General features: G+C 68.4%; 14 protein-coding genes. 12 read left to right on the top strand and 2 right to left on the bottom strand.

All coding sequences use genetic code 11. From position 1 onward, the window contains the following. Positions 1–101 precede the first annotated feature (101 nt). The 6 genes from AC6LJ2_RS23595 (at position 102) to AC6LJ2_RS23570 (ending at position 8055) form a co-directional block, all read left to right on the top strand. On the top strand, positions 102–1391 hold the full coding sequence (locus AC6LJ2_RS23595; RefSeq protein WP_445658882.1) for a hydroxymethylglutaryl-CoA reductase, degradative: 1290 nt from the start codon (positions 102–104) through the stop codon (positions 1389–1391). Between the two features lie 93 nt (positions 1392–1484). After that, complete coding sequence (locus tag AC6LJ2_RS23590; protein ID WP_263912613.1) at positions 1485–1958, top strand: hypothetical protein; 474 nt, start codon at positions 1485–1487, stop codon at positions 1956–1958. Beyond that, entirely contained in the window at positions 1955–3343 is a 1389-nt protein-coding gene (locus AC6LJ2_RS23585; protein WP_498152298.1) for a tripartite tricarboxylate transporter permease, read from the top strand. Before AC6LJ2_RS23590 ends, AC6LJ2_RS23585 begins: the two co-directional genes overlap by 4 nt. Positions 3344–3513: 170 nt before the next feature. Continuing rightward, complete coding sequence (locus AC6LJ2_RS23580; RefSeq protein WP_263912611.1) at positions 3514–4671, top strand: NAD(P)H-dependent flavin oxidoreductase; 1158 nt, start codon at positions 3514–3516, stop codon at positions 4669–4671. A 91-nt stretch (positions 4672–4762) separates the two neighbouring features. Beyond that, positions 4763–5392, top strand: a complete 630-nt coding sequence (locus tag AC6LJ2_RS23575; RefSeq protein ID WP_498152297.1) for a TetR/AcrR family transcriptional regulator — start codon at positions 4763–4765, stop codon at positions 5390–5392. Further along, on the top strand, positions 5389–8055 hold the full coding sequence (locus AC6LJ2_RS23570) for a PEP/pyruvate-binding domain-containing protein (RefSeq protein ID WP_498152296.1): 2667 nt from the start codon (positions 5389–5391) through the stop codon (positions 8053–8055). The genes AC6LJ2_RS23575 and AC6LJ2_RS23570 overlap by 4 nt, the downstream gene beginning before the upstream one ends. Here AC6LJ2_RS23570 and AC6LJ2_RS23565 read toward each other — a convergent pair. Both AC6LJ2_RS23565 and AC6LJ2_RS23560 read right to left on the bottom strand, forming a co-directional pair. Beyond that, a complete protein-coding gene (locus AC6LJ2_RS23565; RefSeq protein ID WP_498152295.1) occupies positions 8033–9505 on the bottom strand; it encodes a sensor histidine kinase in 1473 nt (490 codons plus the stop codon). The two genes, AC6LJ2_RS23570 and AC6LJ2_RS23565, sit on opposite strands and share 23 nt — an antisense overlap. After that, positions 9502–10233 (bottom strand): response regulator transcription factor, encoded by a 732-nt coding sequence (locus AC6LJ2_RS23560; protein WP_445658878.1) that lies wholly within the window; start codon positions 10231–10233, stop codon positions 9502–9504. Before AC6LJ2_RS23560 ends, AC6LJ2_RS23565 begins: the two co-directional genes overlap by 4 nt. 201 nt (positions 10234–10434) lie before the next feature. Between AC6LJ2_RS23560 and AC6LJ2_RS23555 the strand changes: the two genes are divergently transcribed. The 6 genes from AC6LJ2_RS23555 to AC6LJ2_RS23530 all read left to right on the top strand — a co-directional run bounded on the left by AC6LJ2_RS23555 (position 10435) and on the right by AC6LJ2_RS23530 (position 17009). Next, positions 10435–11154, top strand: a complete 720-nt coding sequence (locus AC6LJ2_RS23555) for a cytochrome b/b6 domain-containing protein (RefSeq protein ID WP_445658877.1) — start codon at positions 10435–10437, stop codon at positions 11152–11154. 10 nt (positions 11155–11164) lie between these two features. Further along, positions 11165–11956 carry a molybdopterin-binding protein gene (locus tag AC6LJ2_RS23550; protein ID WP_498152294.1) on the top strand — a complete coding sequence of 264 codons (792 nt, stop codon included), beginning with the start codon at positions 11165–11167 and terminating at the stop codon, positions 11954–11956. 54 nt (positions 11957–12010) lie between these two features. Next, positions 12011–12352, top strand: coding sequence for a pentapeptide MXKDX repeat protein (locus tag AC6LJ2_RS23545; RefSeq protein WP_025137702.1), 342 nt, complete (start codon positions 12011–12013; stop codon positions 12350–12352). 69 nt (positions 12353–12421) lie between these two features. Next, positions 12422–12922 (top strand): peptide-methionine (R)-S-oxide reductase MsrB, encoded by a 501-nt coding sequence (gene msrB / locus AC6LJ2_RS23540; RefSeq protein ID WP_498152293.1) that lies wholly within the window; start codon positions 12422–12424, stop codon positions 12920–12922. 37 nt (positions 12923–12959) lie between these two features. Next, the gene (msrA, locus tag AC6LJ2_RS23535; RefSeq protein WP_498152292.1) at positions 12960–13649 is read left to right on the top strand and encodes a peptide-methionine (S)-S-oxide reductase MsrA; all 690 of its coding nucleotides are present in this window, start codon (positions 12960–12962) and stop codon (positions 13647–13649) included. Between the two features lie 513 nt (positions 13650–14162). Next, entirely contained in the window at positions 14163–17009 is a 2847-nt protein-coding gene (locus AC6LJ2_RS23530) for an autotransporter family protein (RefSeq protein ID WP_498152291.1), read from the top strand. The last annotated feature ends 129 nt before the right edge of the window (positions 17010–17138 follow it).

The following is a 17138-nucleotide window of genomic DNA, read 5'->3' as shown; positions in this document are numbered from 1 at the left end:
ATTGGTGCAGTGCAATGGTACTGTTCGTCCAAACTGTACCTCTGAATGCCGGTACAGTTTACCTAGAATCTGGCCACCTGATTCTTATATGGAGACATGCCATGGTGGCCGATTCACGCCTGCCGAACTTCCGCGCCCTCACCCCCGCCCAACGCCTGTCGGCCATCGCCGATGCCGCCGACCTGACGCCGGAAGAACGCCAGTTGCTGGCCGAACCCGGCGCGCTGGGCCTGGACCGCGCCGACGGCATGATCGAAAACGTCATCGGCGCGTTCGAGCTGCCGCTGGGCGTGGCCGGCAACTTCCAGATCAACGGCCGCGACGTGCTGGTGCCCATGGCGGTGGAAGAGCCGTCGGTGGTCGCGGCCGCCTCGTTCATGGCCAAGCTGGCGCGCAGCGGCGGCGGCTTCGAAACGTCCAGCACCCGGCCGCTGATGCGCGCCCAGGTGCAGGTGCTGGGCCTGACCGACCCGCACGGCGCGCGCCTGGCGCTGCTGCGCGAACGCGAGCGCATCGTGACGCTGGCCAACAGCCGCGACAAGGTGCTGATCGGCCTGGGCGGCGGCTGCCAGGACATTGACGTGCACGTGTTCGCCGACACGCCGCGCGGCCCCATGATCGTGCTGCACCTGATCGTGGACGTGCGCGATGCCATGGGCGCCAACACCGTCAACACCATGGCCGAAGCCGTGGCCCCGCTGGTCGAGGAAATCACCGGCGGCTCGGTGCGCCTGCGCATCCTGTCCAACCTGGCCGACCTGCGCCTGTCGCGGGCCCGCGTGCGCCTGACGCCCGACGTGCTGGACACCAAGGAACGCAGCGGCGCCGAGATCATCGAAGGCGTGCTGGACGCCTACACCTTCGCCGCCATCGACCCCTACCGCGCCGCCACGCACAACAAGGGCATCATGAACGGCATCGACCCGGTCATCGTCGCCACCGGCAACGACTGGCGCGCCGTCGAAGCCGGCGCCCACGCCTACGCCTGCCGCGACGGCCGCTACACGTCGCTGACGCACTGGGAAAAGGATGCCTCGGGCGCCCTGGTCGGCACGCTGGAAATGCCGATGCCGGTCGGCCTGGTGGGCGGCGCCACCAAGACGCATCCGCTGGCGCGCATCGCGCTCAAGATCCTGGCGGTACGCTCGGCCCAGGAACTGGGCGAGATTGCCGTGGCCGTCGGCCTGGCGCAGAACCTGGGCGCGCTGCGCGCCCTGGCCACCGAAGGCATCCAGCGCGGCCACATGGCGCTGCACGCGCGCAACATCGCGCTGACGGCAGGCGCCGTCGGCGCCGAAATCGACGCCATCGCCAAACGCATGGCCGCGGAACACGACGTACGCACCGACCGCGCCGTGGCACTGCTGGAGGAACTGCGTAAACCGGCCTAGGGGCTGGCATCGGCCGGCGGCCCACCGCCGGCCGCACAAGAACAGAGGCGGCGCGCCAGACCTGGCGGCCGCCCATCCATCAAGGAGACAGACATGGATAGAGACAGCAAGGCGTCCGCCGGACGCCTGGCCGAAGTATGGAACGACACGGTCGACCTGCGCCACCTGGCCTGGGCGATCGTCATCGGCATCGGCGTCAGCGTGGCGGGCTTTTACACCGCCAGCAGCTGGCTGCGCACCCGCGTGGCCTCGCCCGAACTGGCCCACGCCTACGCCATGCTGGCAGGCCTGGCCGGCTGCGTGCTGGCCGGCGTGATCTGCGCACGCCTGTTCCCGCCCAAGCGTGAAGTGGTCGAGCACAGCGCCTCGCACGATCCCGCCTGGCGTGCCGAAGTGCTGGCCGAACTGGCCGCGCAACCTGGCGGCCTGGGCACGCTGGCGGACCTGCCGCCCGCCGTCGTGCAGGAACTGAAGGAACTGGACCTGTACGAACTGTTTGCCGCGCCGCCCCCCGCGCCCGCCGCCGTCAACCTGCCGCAAGGCGCCGCCAAAGAGGTGCTGGCATGAGCGATCCCGCGCTGCTTGAACAAATCATGGTGGCCGCGGCCATGGGCCTGCTGGGCGCCGTGGTGTTCGCCGCCATCGGCCTGGTGTCCGGCACCGACGAGACCACCACGCTGGCCCCGCTGACGCTGCTGGTCGTGCTGCTGGGCGTGCCGCCCGCCGGCGTCTTCACGTTCTTCCTGGCCGGCGCCGTCGCCAAGCACATGACCCATGCCGTGCCGACCGCGCTGCTGGGCATCCCCGGCGACACGCTGGCCACGCCACTGCTGCAGGACGCCAACATGCTGCGCAAGCTGGGCGTGCCGCACATCGCGCTGCGCAAGATGCTGTCCGGCGCCATCGTCGCGGCCTTCGTGGCCGTGCCGCTGGCGGTGCTGTTTGCCGTGCTGCTGGCGCCGTTCGGCGGCGCCATCACCAAGTCGGCACCGTGGATCTTCCTGGCCGCGGCCGTGCTGATCGCCTACTTCTCGGCCGGCCGCTGGGCCGCGGTGGCGCTGCTGGTGCCCTTCGTGGTGGTGATCGTGGCGCTGCAAAGCCTGACGGCCAAGTACGGCGTCAAGCTCAGCATCAGCTATTTCCTGGGCATTGCCATCGGCCCGTTGATCGCCGACCTGTTCACCGTGATCGCGCCGCAGGGCCGCGCGAAGATGATGCGCGACAAGGTGCGCACGTTCTCGCTGGCGCCGGACGTTAAGGGCTGGTCGGGTTATTTTCCGAACCCGCTCAAGGTCATGGACCGCATCCAGACCCGCTGGACGCTGGCCACCGCCACGATCTCCAGCGCCACCTTCGTGTTCAGCCCGGTCGCCATGACCGTGGTGCTGGGCGAACTGGTCGGCTCGCGCATCAAGCATGCCTACCACCGCCTGACCACGGTGCTCAGCGCGCGCAACGGCGTTACCGAGGCGACCTACATCGCCGAGGCCCTGATTCCGCTGATCGCCTTCGGCCTGCCGCTCAGCCCGGTGGCTGCCGGCCCCGCCGCGCCGCTGTTCAACGCCCCGCCCCGCTTCACGGTGGATGCGGCCACCGGCGAAACCCACAACCTGCACAACCTGCTGAACCACTGGGAATTCCTGGGCTACGGCATGCTGGCGGTGTTGCTGGCGGCCGTGGTGTCGTACCCGTTCGCCATGAACTTCGCGCGCCGCGCCGCGCTGTTCGTGTCGCGCAAGGTCAGCCACGAGGCCATCATTGCCACCTTCGTCGGCCTGATCATCGTCATCAGCGTCTGGGAAGGCCAGTTCCTGGGCCTGCTGGTGATCCTGACCATGGGCCTGTTCGGCGGCCTCTTGTCGCGCCTGTTCGGCTTCAATACCGGCGTGCAGTTCATGGGCTACTACACCGCCGTGCTGACGGTGCCGGCGCTGGTCAAGCTGGTGGCGTAACGCGCGGGTCCGGTCGGGGCGCTTGCGCCCCGGCCCCGCCCGGCGGCCGGCGTCCCCGAATAACCCTGCCGCCCTCCCTGCCGTTTCCCCCACCCGCTTGATCCCGCGCAAAGCGCAGCGCCACGCCTTGCTCTAGCCTCGGAACCACTGTTCCTAAGAAAGGCGAATTCATGACGTGGTTCAAATCTCTCACCCTTGCCGGCCGCGAGTTGCTGCCCATTGTCCAGGGCGGCATGGGCGTGGGCGTATCCGCCCATCGCCTGGCCGGCGCGGTCGCCAGCCAGAATGCGGTCGGCACCATCGCCAGCGTGGATTTGCGCCATCACCACCCCGACCTGGTCGAGCAGACCGAACACTGCCGTGACCGCGAGCGCATCGACAGCGCCAACCGCGTGGCCCTGCACCGCGAAGTGCGCGCCGCGCTGGACACGGCACAAGGCCGCGGGCTGGTGGCGGTGAACGTGATGAAAGCCGTGCGCGACCACCCCGCCCTGGTGCGCCAGGCCTGCGAAAGCGGCGCCCAGGCCATCGTCATGGGCGCCGGCCTGCCGCTGGACCTGCCCGACATGACCGCCGACTACCCCAAGGTGGCGCTGGTGCCGATCCTGTCCGAAGCGCGCGGCGTGGCCGCCGTGCTGAAGAAATGGATGAAAAAGGGCCGCATGGCCGACGCCGTCGTCATCGAACACCCCGGCTACGCGGGCGGCCACCTGGGCGCCGCGCGCCTGGACGACATCCACGACGAGCGCTTCGAATTCAAGCGCGTGCTGGGCGAATGCCATCAGCTGTTCCATGACCTGCAACTGGGCAGCGACGCCCCGCGCCTGATCGTGGCCGGCGGCGTGGGCAGCCACGAGCAGGTGCGCCACTGGCTGGCCAACGGCGCCGATGCGGTGCAGGTCGGCACGGCCTTTGCGGTGACGCAGGAAGGCGACGCGCACGAGAACTTCAAGCGCGTGCTGATGCAGGCCGACCCGACAAAGCTGGCCGAATTCACCAGCGTGGCCGGCCTGCCGGCCCGCGCCGTCGCCACGCCGTGGTTGACCCGCTACCTGCGCCAGGAAAAGACGCTGCAGGCCGGCGCCCGCTGCGACCCGCGCCGGTGCAGCCAGCGCATGGACTGCCTGACGCAGTGCGGCATACGCGACGGCATCTCGCGCTTCGGCCAGTTCTGCATCGACCTGAAGCTGGCCGCCGCCATGCGCGGCGAAGTCAGCCGCGGCCTGTTCTTTCGCGGTGCGTCCAGGCTGCCGTTCGGCGATGCGATGCGCAGCGTGCGGGAATTGATGGATTACTTGCTGAACGGCCGGATGCCCGCGGCAGCATGACGGTTGGCGGGCGCCGGGGTACGGCGCCTGGGGCTTTCAAAAATTATTGAACGACGTACAATATTATTCGTCGTTCAATAACTTACCGACCATGCCCGCCGCCACCCCCGCCGCCCCCGGCCTGCGCGAACGCAAGCGCCAGCACACGCTGGACCATCTGGCCCAGACCGCCTATCGCCTGTTCGAAACGCTGGGCTACGACGCGGTCACCATGGAACAGATCGCGGCCCAGGCCGACGTGTCCAAGGGCACGCTGTACAACCACTTTCCGGTCAAGGAAGCGCTGCTGGCGCATCGCTTTCATGCCGAACTGGCCGCGAGCGCAGCCGATCTGCTGCCCGCCCTGCGCGCCCAGCCCGACTTCGCGAAACGGCTCAAGCGCGTGCTGCACGCGTCGGCGCATTGGTCGGAATCTAACCGCGCCTATCTGGGCCCCTACCTGCGGTACCGGCTGTCGACCCTGCGAGCGGATCACGACACCGACAAATCGCCACGCAGCGGCATGCAGGCGCTATTCGAAGGGCTGATCGCGCAAGCCCAGGCCGCCGGCCAATTGCGCGCGGACCTGTCCACCGAACGCCTGGCCCACCAGCTGCAGTTCCTGCACCTGGGCGCCCTGCTGCGGTGGCTGGACCTGCCCGGCGCCAGCTTGCGCAAGGAATTCGACGCCCTGACATCGCTGTTCGTGCAAGGCGCCGCCGCCCCCGGAAACGCGCCATGACATCGCAAACGCCCGCCGGCCCGTCGCCCGATCGCGTGCCCGGCCCCACCCCCGCAGCCACCTCGGCGGCCCCCGCGGCCCCGGAAGGCGCCGAGGTCCTGGATTGGGCGGCCGCCCGCCAGGCCGGCCCCGCCATCGCCGGCGGCAAGGGTTGGCAATTGGCGCGCATGGCCGAACTGGGCGTGCCGGTGCCGCCCGGGTTTGTGCTGTCGGCCCAGGCCGGCGCCGCCCATCGACACGGCCAACCCGTGCCGGCCGACGTCGCCCGGGCGCTGCGCGACGCCCTGCACGCACACGGCTGGCTCGACACCCCCCTGGCCCTGCGTTCGTCCGCCCCGCAGGAAGACGGCGGCGCGGCGTCCTTCGCCGGCATCCACCTGTCCTGCCTGAACGTGCGGGGCGTACAGGCCGCCATCGAGGCGTTGCAACGCATCTGGGACTCGGCCTGGACGCCGCAGGCCGATGCCTACCGTCAGCGGCTGGGCCTGAGCCATGACGACCGGGCCATGGCGGTGGTCGTCATGCCGCTGGTCGACGCCACCGCGTCGGGCATCGCCTTCACCTGCGATCCGCTCACGGGGCGCCACGACCACATGGTGATCCACGGCAACTGGGGCCTGGGCGAATCGCTGGTCGCCGGCCAGGCGGACGGCGACGAATACCGGCTGCGCGCAGATGCATTGACGCTGACGTGGTCGCTGATGGACGCGCGCCTCGGCGCCAAGTGCCGAACCACGCGCCCCCTCGAAGGCGGCGGCACGCAACTGGTGGACCAGGCCGCCGAACACGCCGCCCGCGCCGTGCTGACGGCCACGCAGATCGACACCTTGGCGGCGCTCGTGCGCGACGCCGCGCGCGCACTGGATTACTCCGCCGCGCCCTACGATCTGGAATGGGCCTGGGACGGCAGCCGCTTCTGGATCGTGCAGGCGCGCCCCGTCACCGCCCTGGCACGCCACACCTATCCCGGCCTGCAATCGCAGCCGTCATACTGGTCGCGCGGCAACACCCGCGAGGTGCTGCCGCAGCCCATGTCCGCGCTGGAATGGGATGGCGGCCGGGTCATGGCGCAACGCATGCTGACCTGCGGATTCGAGCTCAGCGGCTACCCCACGCTGCCCGGCGTGCGGATGGTGGCGATGTTCCAGGGCCGCGCCTACCTGGATGCCTCCGTCATCCAGTGGGTCGGCCACGACGCGCTGGGCATTGCGCCGCACGCCATGAACGCCATGCTGGGCGGCCCGCAGCCCGATATCCAGGTGCCGCGCCCCACCCTGCTGCAACGGCTGAACCATGGCCTGCGCCTGCTGCGCTATCTGCGCCGGGCCGCGCCGCTGCGCCGCCGCGCCCAAGACGATCTGCCGCGCCAGTTCGCGCGCGCCCAGGCCTGGCTATACGAGGCGCTGCCGGCCACCCCGGCCGCACTGGGCGCGCGCCTGCGCGAACAGTTCCTGACCGTGGCCGCGGCCGACGACCTGTTTTTCCTGCAAGGCTCGGGCGGCGGTGCGCTGTCCAAGCTGCTCGACATCGTGGAACGGGCCCGCCCCGGCGCAGGCCACGCCTTGACCGCCGCGCTGATGGCCGGCGGCGAGCCCAGCGTGACCGCGGCGCAAAGCTATGCCTTGATGGCGCTCGCGCAATTGGCATCGCGTGAACCGCAGGCGCTGGCCTGGCTGCGTGCGCCTGAACGCGACAGCGCCGCCTGGGCCGACCAGTTGCCGCCGGACAGCGCGTTTCGCCGCGCGTTGGCGGATTTCCTGGCGCGCTACGGGCACCGCGCCGTGTACGAAACCTATATGCGCAACCCGCGCTGGCGCGAGGCGCCCGGCTACGTCCTGGACAGCGTGCTGAACCTGATCGGCACCGATCCCGACGCCCTGCGTGCCCGCCAGGAACAGGGGGCACGGGATGCCTGGCGCCAGGTGCGCGCGGTCTTGCCGTGGTGGCAGCGGCCGCTGGCCGCCAGGCTGCTGGCGGCCGCCCGGATCGAAGGCGCCCAGCGCGAAGCCGCGCGCAGCGTGCTGGTGGCCTACCTGGCGGCGGCGCGGCGCAGTGCGCGGGAACTGGGTGCACGGCTGATGGCCGCTGCGGACGACATCTTTCACCTGACCGCCGAGGAAGTGTTCGCGCTGGCCGACGGCCGCCTGGCGCCCGTCCACGCCGAACGGCGCGCGGCGGACCGGCGCGCCCAATTGCAACGGTGGGCCGGGACGCCGGACATCGACGTGATCGTCGAATATGAAAACACGTCGGCAGCACAGGCAACCCTGGCCGCCGGCATGGCCGCGCGCAACGCCGCCGCGCCCGCGGACGCCGACACGTGGCGCGGCACCCCGGTATCCGCCGGTCGGGCGCAAGGCCCGGCCTTCATCGCCCACGATCCGGCGCAGGCGCTGGCCATGCCCGCGGGCGCCATCCTGATCGCGCCATCCACCGACCCCGCCTGGACCCCGCTGTTCCTGCGCGCCGGCGCCGTGGTGATGGAAGCCGGCGGCTACCTGTCGCACGGCGCCATCGTTGCGCGCGAGTTCGGCGTGCCGGCCCTGGTCAACGTGCAGGGCATCCTGCAGCAGGCGGCAACGGGCGAGCTATTGGGCGTGGATGCCACGCAAGGCGTGGTGCGGCGCCTGCACGCTGTCCCTAGCGCGCCGCCGGCAGGTTGAATTCAAACATGGCGCCCGGCTCGGCCCGTTCCACCAGCCGGATATCGCTGTGGTGCAGCTGCAGGATGCGGTGCACGATCACCAGCCCCAGCCCGCCACTGTCGCGCGGGCCGTTGGCCAGCACGGATGCGCGGGTGAACAGGCCGGCGCGCAGCGCCTCGGGAATGCCGGCGCCGGTGTCGCTGACCCGCACCTGCACGCCCTCTCGCGCCTGCCCCAGGCTCAGTTCGATATTGCCGCCCGGTGCGCTATGGCGGATGGCGTTGTCCAGCAGGTTGGTCAGCACGCGCTCGATCATGCCCAGGTCGGCCCGCACCGGCGGCAGTTCATGCGCGATCGCCGTGGTCAGCCGTTGCTGGCGCGCCTCGGCGGCCAGTTCGAATTTCTGGATCACGTCCTGAGCCAGTTCGGGCAGCGAAAAGGTCTCGGGTTCCAGCCGCACCAAACCGGATTCCAGCCGCGCCAGTTCGAACAGCTCCTGCGCCAGCCGGCCCACCTTGCGGCTTTGCGCCAGCGCGATGTCCAGGTAGCGGCGGCGTTCGGACGCATCCAGCGTGTCGTCCTTCATGCGCAGCGTTTCCAGGTAGCCGTGCAGCGACGTCAGCGGCGTGCGCAGGTCGTGCGAGATATTGGCCACCAGGTCGCGCCGCTGCTGGTCCTGCCGCGTCAGTTCGCGCCATTGTTCTGAAATGCGGCGGCCCATCTGCACGAAACTGCGACGCAGCAGGGAAATCTCGTCGCCGCTGGTGTCCGTGGCGTCCGCGGGCTTTTCCAGCGCCGCCAGCGCCCGGCCGTCGTCGCCGTCGAAATCCCGCACGGCCCGCGTCAGGCCGCGCAAGGGCCGGGTGATCAGCCCGAACGCCGCCAGGCCCGCCACCAGCCCCAGCAGGGCCACCAGCGCAATCGACCACAGGGTCGTGCGCAGCACCGAGCTGCGCGACACCGCCATGGCCAGCGCATCGTGCGCCTGGCCTTGCAGCACCACGTACACGTAGCCCTTGTCCTGCCCCGCCACCCGCACCGGCGCGGCCGAAAACACCTTGGCGGTGCCCAGGTGGCGCGGATCGTCGCCTTCGATGGGCAACGCCTCGCCCGCCAGGAAGCGCCGCACCGGCGCCAGGTCCACCCGGTCGCGCTTGATCTGCCCCGGCGGCGCCGCGTCGCCCACGATGCGACCGTCGTTGGACAGCAGGTACACCTCGACCGACGGGTTCACGGCCATCAGCATGCCGAAGAGCGAACGCACCGCGTCGGGCTTCCAGCCATTGGCGTCCATCAATTCGTTGGTGCCGGCGATATGCTGCGCCAGCCCGCTGGACAGCCGCTGCACCACTTCCTGTTCGTAGCGCACGTTGGCCGAAATCTGGAACCAGGCCGACGCGCCGCAGCAGGCCAGCAGCAGCAAGGCGAACACGCCGGACAGGCGCTGGGTCAGGGTCAGGCGTTTCATGAGGCGGATTCCGGTTGCGGCGCGGGCCCGGCCGCGAATTTGTAGCCGCGTCCCCAGACCGTCAGGATGCGCTGCGGATTGGACGGGTCGGTCTCGATCTTGGTGCGCAGCCGGTTGATGTGCGTGTTCACGGTGTGCTCGTAGCCTTCGTGCTGGTAGCCCCACACCTGGTTCAGCAGATCCAGCCGCGAAAACACCTTGTCCGGATGACGGGCAAAGAAGTGCAGCAGGTCGAATTCACGCGGGGTCAGCTCCAGGCGGCGATCGTCCACCGATGCCGTGCGTGCAATGGGATCGATGGCCACGCCGTGCTGGCGCAGGCTGCCGGCGTCGATGCGGGCGTTGCGTTCCAGCGCGTCGGTGCGGCGCAGCAGCGCCCGCACCCGCGCCACCAGTTCCAGCATCGAAAACGGTTTGGCCAGGTAGTCGTCGGCGCCCAGTTCCAGCCCCAGGATGCGGTGCACCTCGCTGGACCGCGCGCTGGTGATGATGATGGGCGTATAGCGCGCCATCGCCCGGGCGCGCTTGCAGATTTCCAGGCCGTCGATGCCCGGCAGCATCAGATCCAGCACCAGCGCATCCCAGTCGCCTTCTTCCAGCCGGCGCATGCCCTCGTTGCCATCGGCGGCGTGCTCGACGGCATAGCCCTCGTCGCGCAGGTGCAGGCGCAGCAGTTCGGCAATGTGGGCGTCGTCTTCGACGATCAGGACGCGGCGGGGCGTATCCATAGGCGGGCTCGGGTGGGTGGCACGGCGGGGGGCCGCAAAAACGTCAACCGCAGGCGTGAACGCTTGCGGGGGCACCGCTATTGTCGCCAATCCGTGGCGGCCAGTTATCACATTTATTTTAAGTTTGCGTGAGGACTTGGATATCGGCGCCGGGGAAGAATGGCTCCAACGACAACGAACCGCCTCCCCAAGGAGCCCCCCATGGCCGCCACCCGTGACCGCCCCCCCGCCGCCCTGCCCCCCGGGCTGACCGCCCAGGCGGCGCCTGCCCACGGCCGGTCGGCCCCGCTGGCCCCGGCCCCCGCTGCGGCAGGCCCGACCCGCCCGGCAGGCGGCGCCGCCCCGATCCATCCCGGCTGGCTGCGCATCACCCATTGGCTCAATGCCCTGGCCGTCGTCATCATGGTCACCAGCGGCTGGCGCATCTACAACGCCGCGCCGTTCTTCGATTTTGCCTTTCCCAACGGCATCACCCTGGGCGGCTGGCTGGGCGGCGCCCTGCAATGGCATTTTGCCGGCATGTGGCTGCTGCTGGCCAATGGCCTGCTGTACCTGGGCCTGAACCTGACCACCGGCCGCCTGGCCCGCAAATTCTTCCCCGTCGGACCGCGCGGCGTACTGGCCGACCTGGGCGCCGCCCTGCGCGGCAAGCTCTCGCATGCCGACCCGCGCCACTACAACCAGGTGCAGCGGCTGGCCTATCTGTTCGTCATCGCCGACATCACCGTCTTGATCCTGTCCGGACTGGTGCTGTGGAAGTCGGTGCAGTTCGACACCCTGCGCGCGCTGTTCGGCGGCTATGAATTCGCGCGCCGCATCCATTTCTTCGCCATGGCGCTGCTGGTGGCTTTCGTGGCGGTTCACCTGGCCATGGTGGCCCTGGTGCCGCGCAGCCTCATCGCCATGATCCGCGGCAAATAAGGAGCCTCGCGTGAGCGCAAAACGACGCCTGTCACTGCTGGGCCTGGACGGCCCCGCCACCCTCAAAGAAGCCGTCAAGATCCTGGACAAGCGGGTCGAGGCGCCGTCGCGCCGCGCCTTCCTGCGCCGCAGCCTGACCCTGGGCGGCCTGGCCATGCTGTCCGGCTGCTCGCTGTCCGATGACGAGAACGTCGAAAAGGCCCTGACCAGCGTGTCGCGCTTCAACGACCGCGTGCAGGGCTGGATCTTCGACCCCAACAAGCTCGCCCCCACCTACCCCGAATCCATGATCACCCGGCCGTTTCCGTTCAATGCCTACTACGGCATCGACGAGGTGCGGCACGTGGACGAAGACAGCTTCCGGCTGGAAGTCACCGGCATGGTCGCCGACAAGCGCCGCTGGCGCCTGGAGGAATTGCGCGCCATGGCCCAGATCGACCAGGTCACGCGCCACATCTGCGTCGAAGGCTGGAGCGCCATCGGCAAATGGGGCGGCGTGCCGTTTTCCACCTTTCTCAAGCGTGTCGGGGCCGACCTGACGGCCAAGTACGTCGGCTTCAAGTGCGCCGACGACTACTACACCAGCATCGACATGCCCACCGCGTTGCACCCGCAGACCATCCTGGCGCTGACGTACGACGGCAAGACCCTGCCGCCGGAGTACGGCTTTCCCATGAAGCTGCGGATGCCCACCAAGCTTGGCTACAAGAACCCCAAGCACATCCAGGCGATCTTCGTCACCAACACCTACCCGGGCGGTTACTGGGAGGACCAGGGCTACAACTGGTTCGGCGGCAGCTAGGTGGTTTTTTGCGCTTTCGCGTTTTCACTCAACGACACACCAAAGGAACTCATCATGAAGCAACTCACCACCGCCGCGTTTGCCGTCTGCCTCGCCTTCGGCGCCGTCGCGGCCCATGCCGCCGACAGCATGAGCAAGGATTCGATGTCCAAGGACGGCGCACCCGCCAGCAGCATGTCCAAGGATGGCATGGCGAAAGACGGCATGGCCAAGGACGGCATGTCCAAGGGCAGCATGAGCAAGGACGGCATGTCGCACGACGGCATGAAGAAGGATTCCATGGGCAAGGACGGGATGTCGAAGGATTCCATGTCCAAAGACTCGATGTCCAAGGACGGCATGTCCAAAGGCGGCATGAGCAAGGATTCCATGGGCAAGGATTCCATGAGCAAGTGAGGACGGGGGCCGGCCCATCCGGGCGCCCCGGCCGCCGGCCCGCCCAACACCCCACACACGGAGCCCATCATGAGACTGACACGCAGGCATTTTCTCAGCGCAGGCGGCGCCGTTGCCGCAGCCGCCGGCCTGGCGCCTTTGCTGGGCGCCAACCGCGCACGCGCGGCGCAAGCGCAGGCCTACCCCTACACGCTCACCGACGCCGAATGGCGCGCCAAGCTGACCTCGGCGCAATACGACGTGCTGCGCCGCGAGGGCACCGAACGGCCCTACACCAGCCCGCTGAACAACGAGCACCGCGCCGGCACCTTTGCCTGCGCCGGCTGCGCCCAGAAGCTGTTTTCGTCCACCACCAAGTTCGACAGCGGCACCGGCTGGCCCAGCTTCTGGCAGCCCCTGGACCATGCCGTGGCCACGCTGCAAGACCGCAGCTTCGGCATGACCCGCACGGCCGTCAACTGCAGCAACTGCGGCGGCCACCTGGGGCATGTCTTCGATGATGGCCCCCGCCCCACCGGTCTACGCTATTGCATGAACGGCGTGGCCATGAGCTTCACCCCGCAGGCCTGACTCCGGCCCGCGTCTTTTCTGTACAGGAATCCGCATCATGCCTATCCGCCCCCGCGTCCTTTGCGCCGCCTTGGTCGCCACCGCCGGCCTGTTCGCCGCCCACGCAGCAGGCGCCGCCGAGCGCGCCTTCATCATCCCGCCCCCCGCCGTCGACGAGCCGGCCACCGCCGCCCAGGAAAAAGCCGTCATCGCCGGCGGCTGCTTCTGGGGCGTGCAGGCCGTGTTCCAGCACGTCAAGGGCGTGACGTCCGCGGTGTCCGGCTACGCCGGCGGCCAGGCGTCCACGGCCGACTACGACACGGTCAGCGGCGGACGCAGCGGTCATGCCGAATCCGTCGAAATCACCTATGACCCCAAGCAGGTCAGCTACGGCCAGCTGCTGCAGATCTATTTCTCGGTGGCGCACGACCCCACCCAGCTGAACCGCCAGGGGCCAGACAGCGGCACGCAGTATCGGTCCACCGTCTTCCCCACCAACGACAGCCAGCGCAAGGTGGCCGAAGCCTACATCGCGCAGCTGGACAAGGCGGGCGTGTATCCCAAGACGCTGGCGACCACGGTGGAACCGCTGAAGGGCTTCTACCCGGCCGAGGGCTACCACCAGGACTATCTGGTGCGCCACCCCTACAGCATGTACATCATGGTCAATGACGTGCCCAAGGTGGAAAACCTGGCCAAGACCTTTCCGGCGGCGTATCGAGACAAGCCGGTGCTGGTGAATCCGTAGGCACTGAACGCCGAATCGCCTGGCGTTCACGCCTGAATCGCTTGGTGGCTGCCCATGGGCAGCCACTTGCGCTTGTGGATGCCGCTCATTATTTTCAATAATGCAGTGTTTTATTATTAATGACATAAAAAGCGCTTAATAATTAATTCCTGGAATATCCAACAACCAGAGAATCAATAATAAGCATCACAGCACCATCACCACATCCATCGCCCCTCATCCCGCCCCGTTTTTTATACGATTAAATGTATCAATTCACGCCATTTTGATAATGCGGACGGTATCTAAAACCCTGTTTAAAATCAATCGGTTGGTATCCACAACCCGACCCTTAATAATACGGATGGTATCCAAACACCCCTACTTTGTATTGCAAAAAAATTAGTATAAATTCCGTCCTTTTTTCGATTCCTCGCAGCGCCAGAGCATTTTGTTTCGTTATGCAGCAACTTCGTTACATCGGCGAAAAATGCCCGGGCGAGATTATCAATCGAAATACAAAGGACTCCAGTTTTGACCTCTGGCAAAAACAAATGGCTGACCGCGACGCTCGCGCTCAGCACGACCTACTGCGGCGGCGCCCTGGCCGCCGACCTGACGGTGGCACCCGGCAATACCCAGGTATTCGACGGCTCGGCCAACTTCCCCGGCGGCGTTGACGTCAATGGCGGCACGCTGGTCGTCGGCGGCAATGGCGGCGGCGCCGGCGTCACCCTCAACGGCAACGTCAATGCCGTGTCGAACGCCACCGTGTCCGGCTTTGGCACGGTCAACGGCAATCTCGATGTCTCGGGCAATTCGCGCGTGGCCCCGGGTTATCCGGTCGGCACGCCCACCGGCGTGTCCAACGGCAACCTGGTCGTCAAGGGCGACCTGTCGATGAACAATGCCGTGTTCGACTTCGAAACCGGTTATGCCGGCCTGCCCATCACCCAGCCCGGCACCGGCGACAACATCACGGTCGGCGGCAATGTCGCGCTGAACAACACGACGCTGAACGTCTCGGTCAATACCCTGGGGGTCAACGCCGGCTACTACCGCATCCTGTCGTACGGCGGCACCTTGAGCGGCAACGGCCTGACGCTGGGCACCGTCACCGGCGATTCCGTGCCGGCCGCCAACATCCAGTCGCTGACCGGCGACAAGCAGATCAACCTGATCCTCGGCCCCAGCACCACCAACCTGTGGAACGGCAACGGCGTGGCATCCGCCACCCGCGCGGGCGGCGGCAACGGCACCTGGAGCGCCACCGGCGGCAACTGGAACAGCCCCACCAATGCCACAGGCGCCCTGCCCGATGGCGGCTATGCCATCTTCACCGGCGCGGCCGGCACGGTCACGGTCGACGGCGGCGCAGGCCCCGTTCGCGTGTCGGGCATCCAGTTCGCCACCGACCGCTACACCGTGCAAGGCGCGCCCATCACCCTGGTCGGCAACGGCGGCAACCCGCCCGCCCTCGTCGTGGGCGACGGCACCTATGCGTCGGGCCAGTTCGTCGACACCATCCACAACCCGCTGCAGGGCACGCAGGGCTTCGTCAAGACCGGCCCCGGCTCGCTGATCCTGACCGCCGACAGCAGCGGCCTGTCCGGCCCCATCCTGATCGCCGACGGCGCCCTGGAAATCGATGGCAAGCTGAACGGCCCCATGGACATCGGCCGCGAAGTCGTGCTGGCCGGCGTCGGCCAGGTCGGCACCACCACGCTGTACCCCACCGCCGTCATCTCGCCGGGCAACGATGGCTCGCCCATCGGCACGCTCACCGTCAACGGCAACCTGACCTTCGGCCAGGACACGATCTACCGCGTGCACGCCGACCCCGCCAGCAGCGCCAGCGACCGCATCCACGTCACCGGCATCGCCTACCTGGACGGCACCGTGGCCCACGTCGGCCCCGACGGCAACTATGCGCCGCGCACCACCTACAACATCCTGACGGCCGACGGCGGCATCCAGGGCCGATTCACCGGCGCCTCCAGCAACTACGCCTTCCTGACCCCCACGCTGAGCTACGACGCGAAAAACGCCTTCATGACGCTGACGCGCAATGACGTGCCGATCGGCAGCATCGGCAACTCAGGCAACGAAAGCAGCGTGGGCAACGCGCTGGACAAGGAAGACCCGCCCGCCACGAGCAATGGCAACGGGGCGTCGTCCTCCGGCAATGGTTCCTCGGCCACGGGCAATGGCGCGGCCGGCAATGGCTCGTCGACCCCCGCCACCTCCTCGACCGGCAGCGGCTCGCCCGTGATCGGCAGCGGCATCACCTCGCCCAGGAACACCGGCGCCAGCCAGGTCACGACCGCCGTGCTGACCATGACGCCCACCGAAGCGCGATCGGCCCTGAAGCAGCTGGCGGGCGAAGCCTACGCCAGCACCGCCAGCGTGCTGCAAGGCCAGAGCGACACCGTGCGCACCTTGCCGCTGGATCATCTGCGCGGCAACCTCGACGCGCCCCTGTTTGCCGGTCCGCCCACGGCCCAACTGGGCTCGCCCTCGTCCGACGCCCTGCCGCAAAGCGGCGCGCACCCGGTCTGGGCGCAGGTCTTCGGCAACTGGGGCAGCCTGGGCGGCGACGGCAACGCCTCGCGCGTCAGCCAGTCGGCCGGCGGCCTGTTCGTGGGCACCGATGCCGCCGTGGGCGGCGGCTGGCGCCTGGGCGGCGCGGTCGGCTACACCGGCAGCCACAGCTCCGTGGCCGACACCTCGGCGCGCACCAACGTCGACAGCTACACGGCAACCGTGTTCGGCGGCCGCAACTTCCCCGTCGGCCCCGGCCACATCCGCTTCATGGCCGGTGCCGCCTACACCTGGCATGACGTCGACACCAAGCGCAATGTCGCGGCGGGCAGCCTGAACCAGCAGTTGAAGTCCTCGTACAACGCCTCGTCCACGCAGGTGTTCACCGAACTGGGCTACAAGCTGCCGCTGGGCGACGCCTACAGCATCGAACCCTACGCCGGCCTGGCCTGGAACCAGCTGCGCACCCGCGACTTCCAGGAATCGGGTGGATCGGCCGCCCTGCGCGGATCGGGCAGCACCGACGACGTGACCACCACCACGCTGGGCCTGCGCGGCGCCTGGGAATTCGAGTCCAACCGCGCACCCGGCCGCCTCACCGCGTCGCTGGGCTGGCGCCATGCCATGGGCGACGTCAAGCCCCGGCAGGACCTGGCCTTCGACGGCGGCAGCACGTTCTCGGTCAGCGGTGCACCGATAGCGCAGAACGCGGCCGTGCTGGGCCTGGGCGCCGAAATCGCCATCGCCCGCAACACCACCGCGGGCGTTGCGTACGACGCACAGTTTGGCGGCGGCAACCGGCAGCAGTCGGGCATGTTCAAGCTGGCGGTGCGCTTCTAACGCGCGGTCGAGCACGCCGAGGTCCTGCGGCGTGTCGGCCATTGCGGGCTGACACGCCGTAACGCCCGGGGCATGTCGCGATTGCCGCACGACCTGCCGACGGCGTGCTCATTCAAGCAACCGTAAAAC

Source organism: Achromobacter sp. 1014246743, from assembly GCF_059760725.1.
The sequence above is the reverse complement of the archived record's forward strand: the minus strand, read 5'-3'. Positions and strand labels throughout refer to the sequence as shown.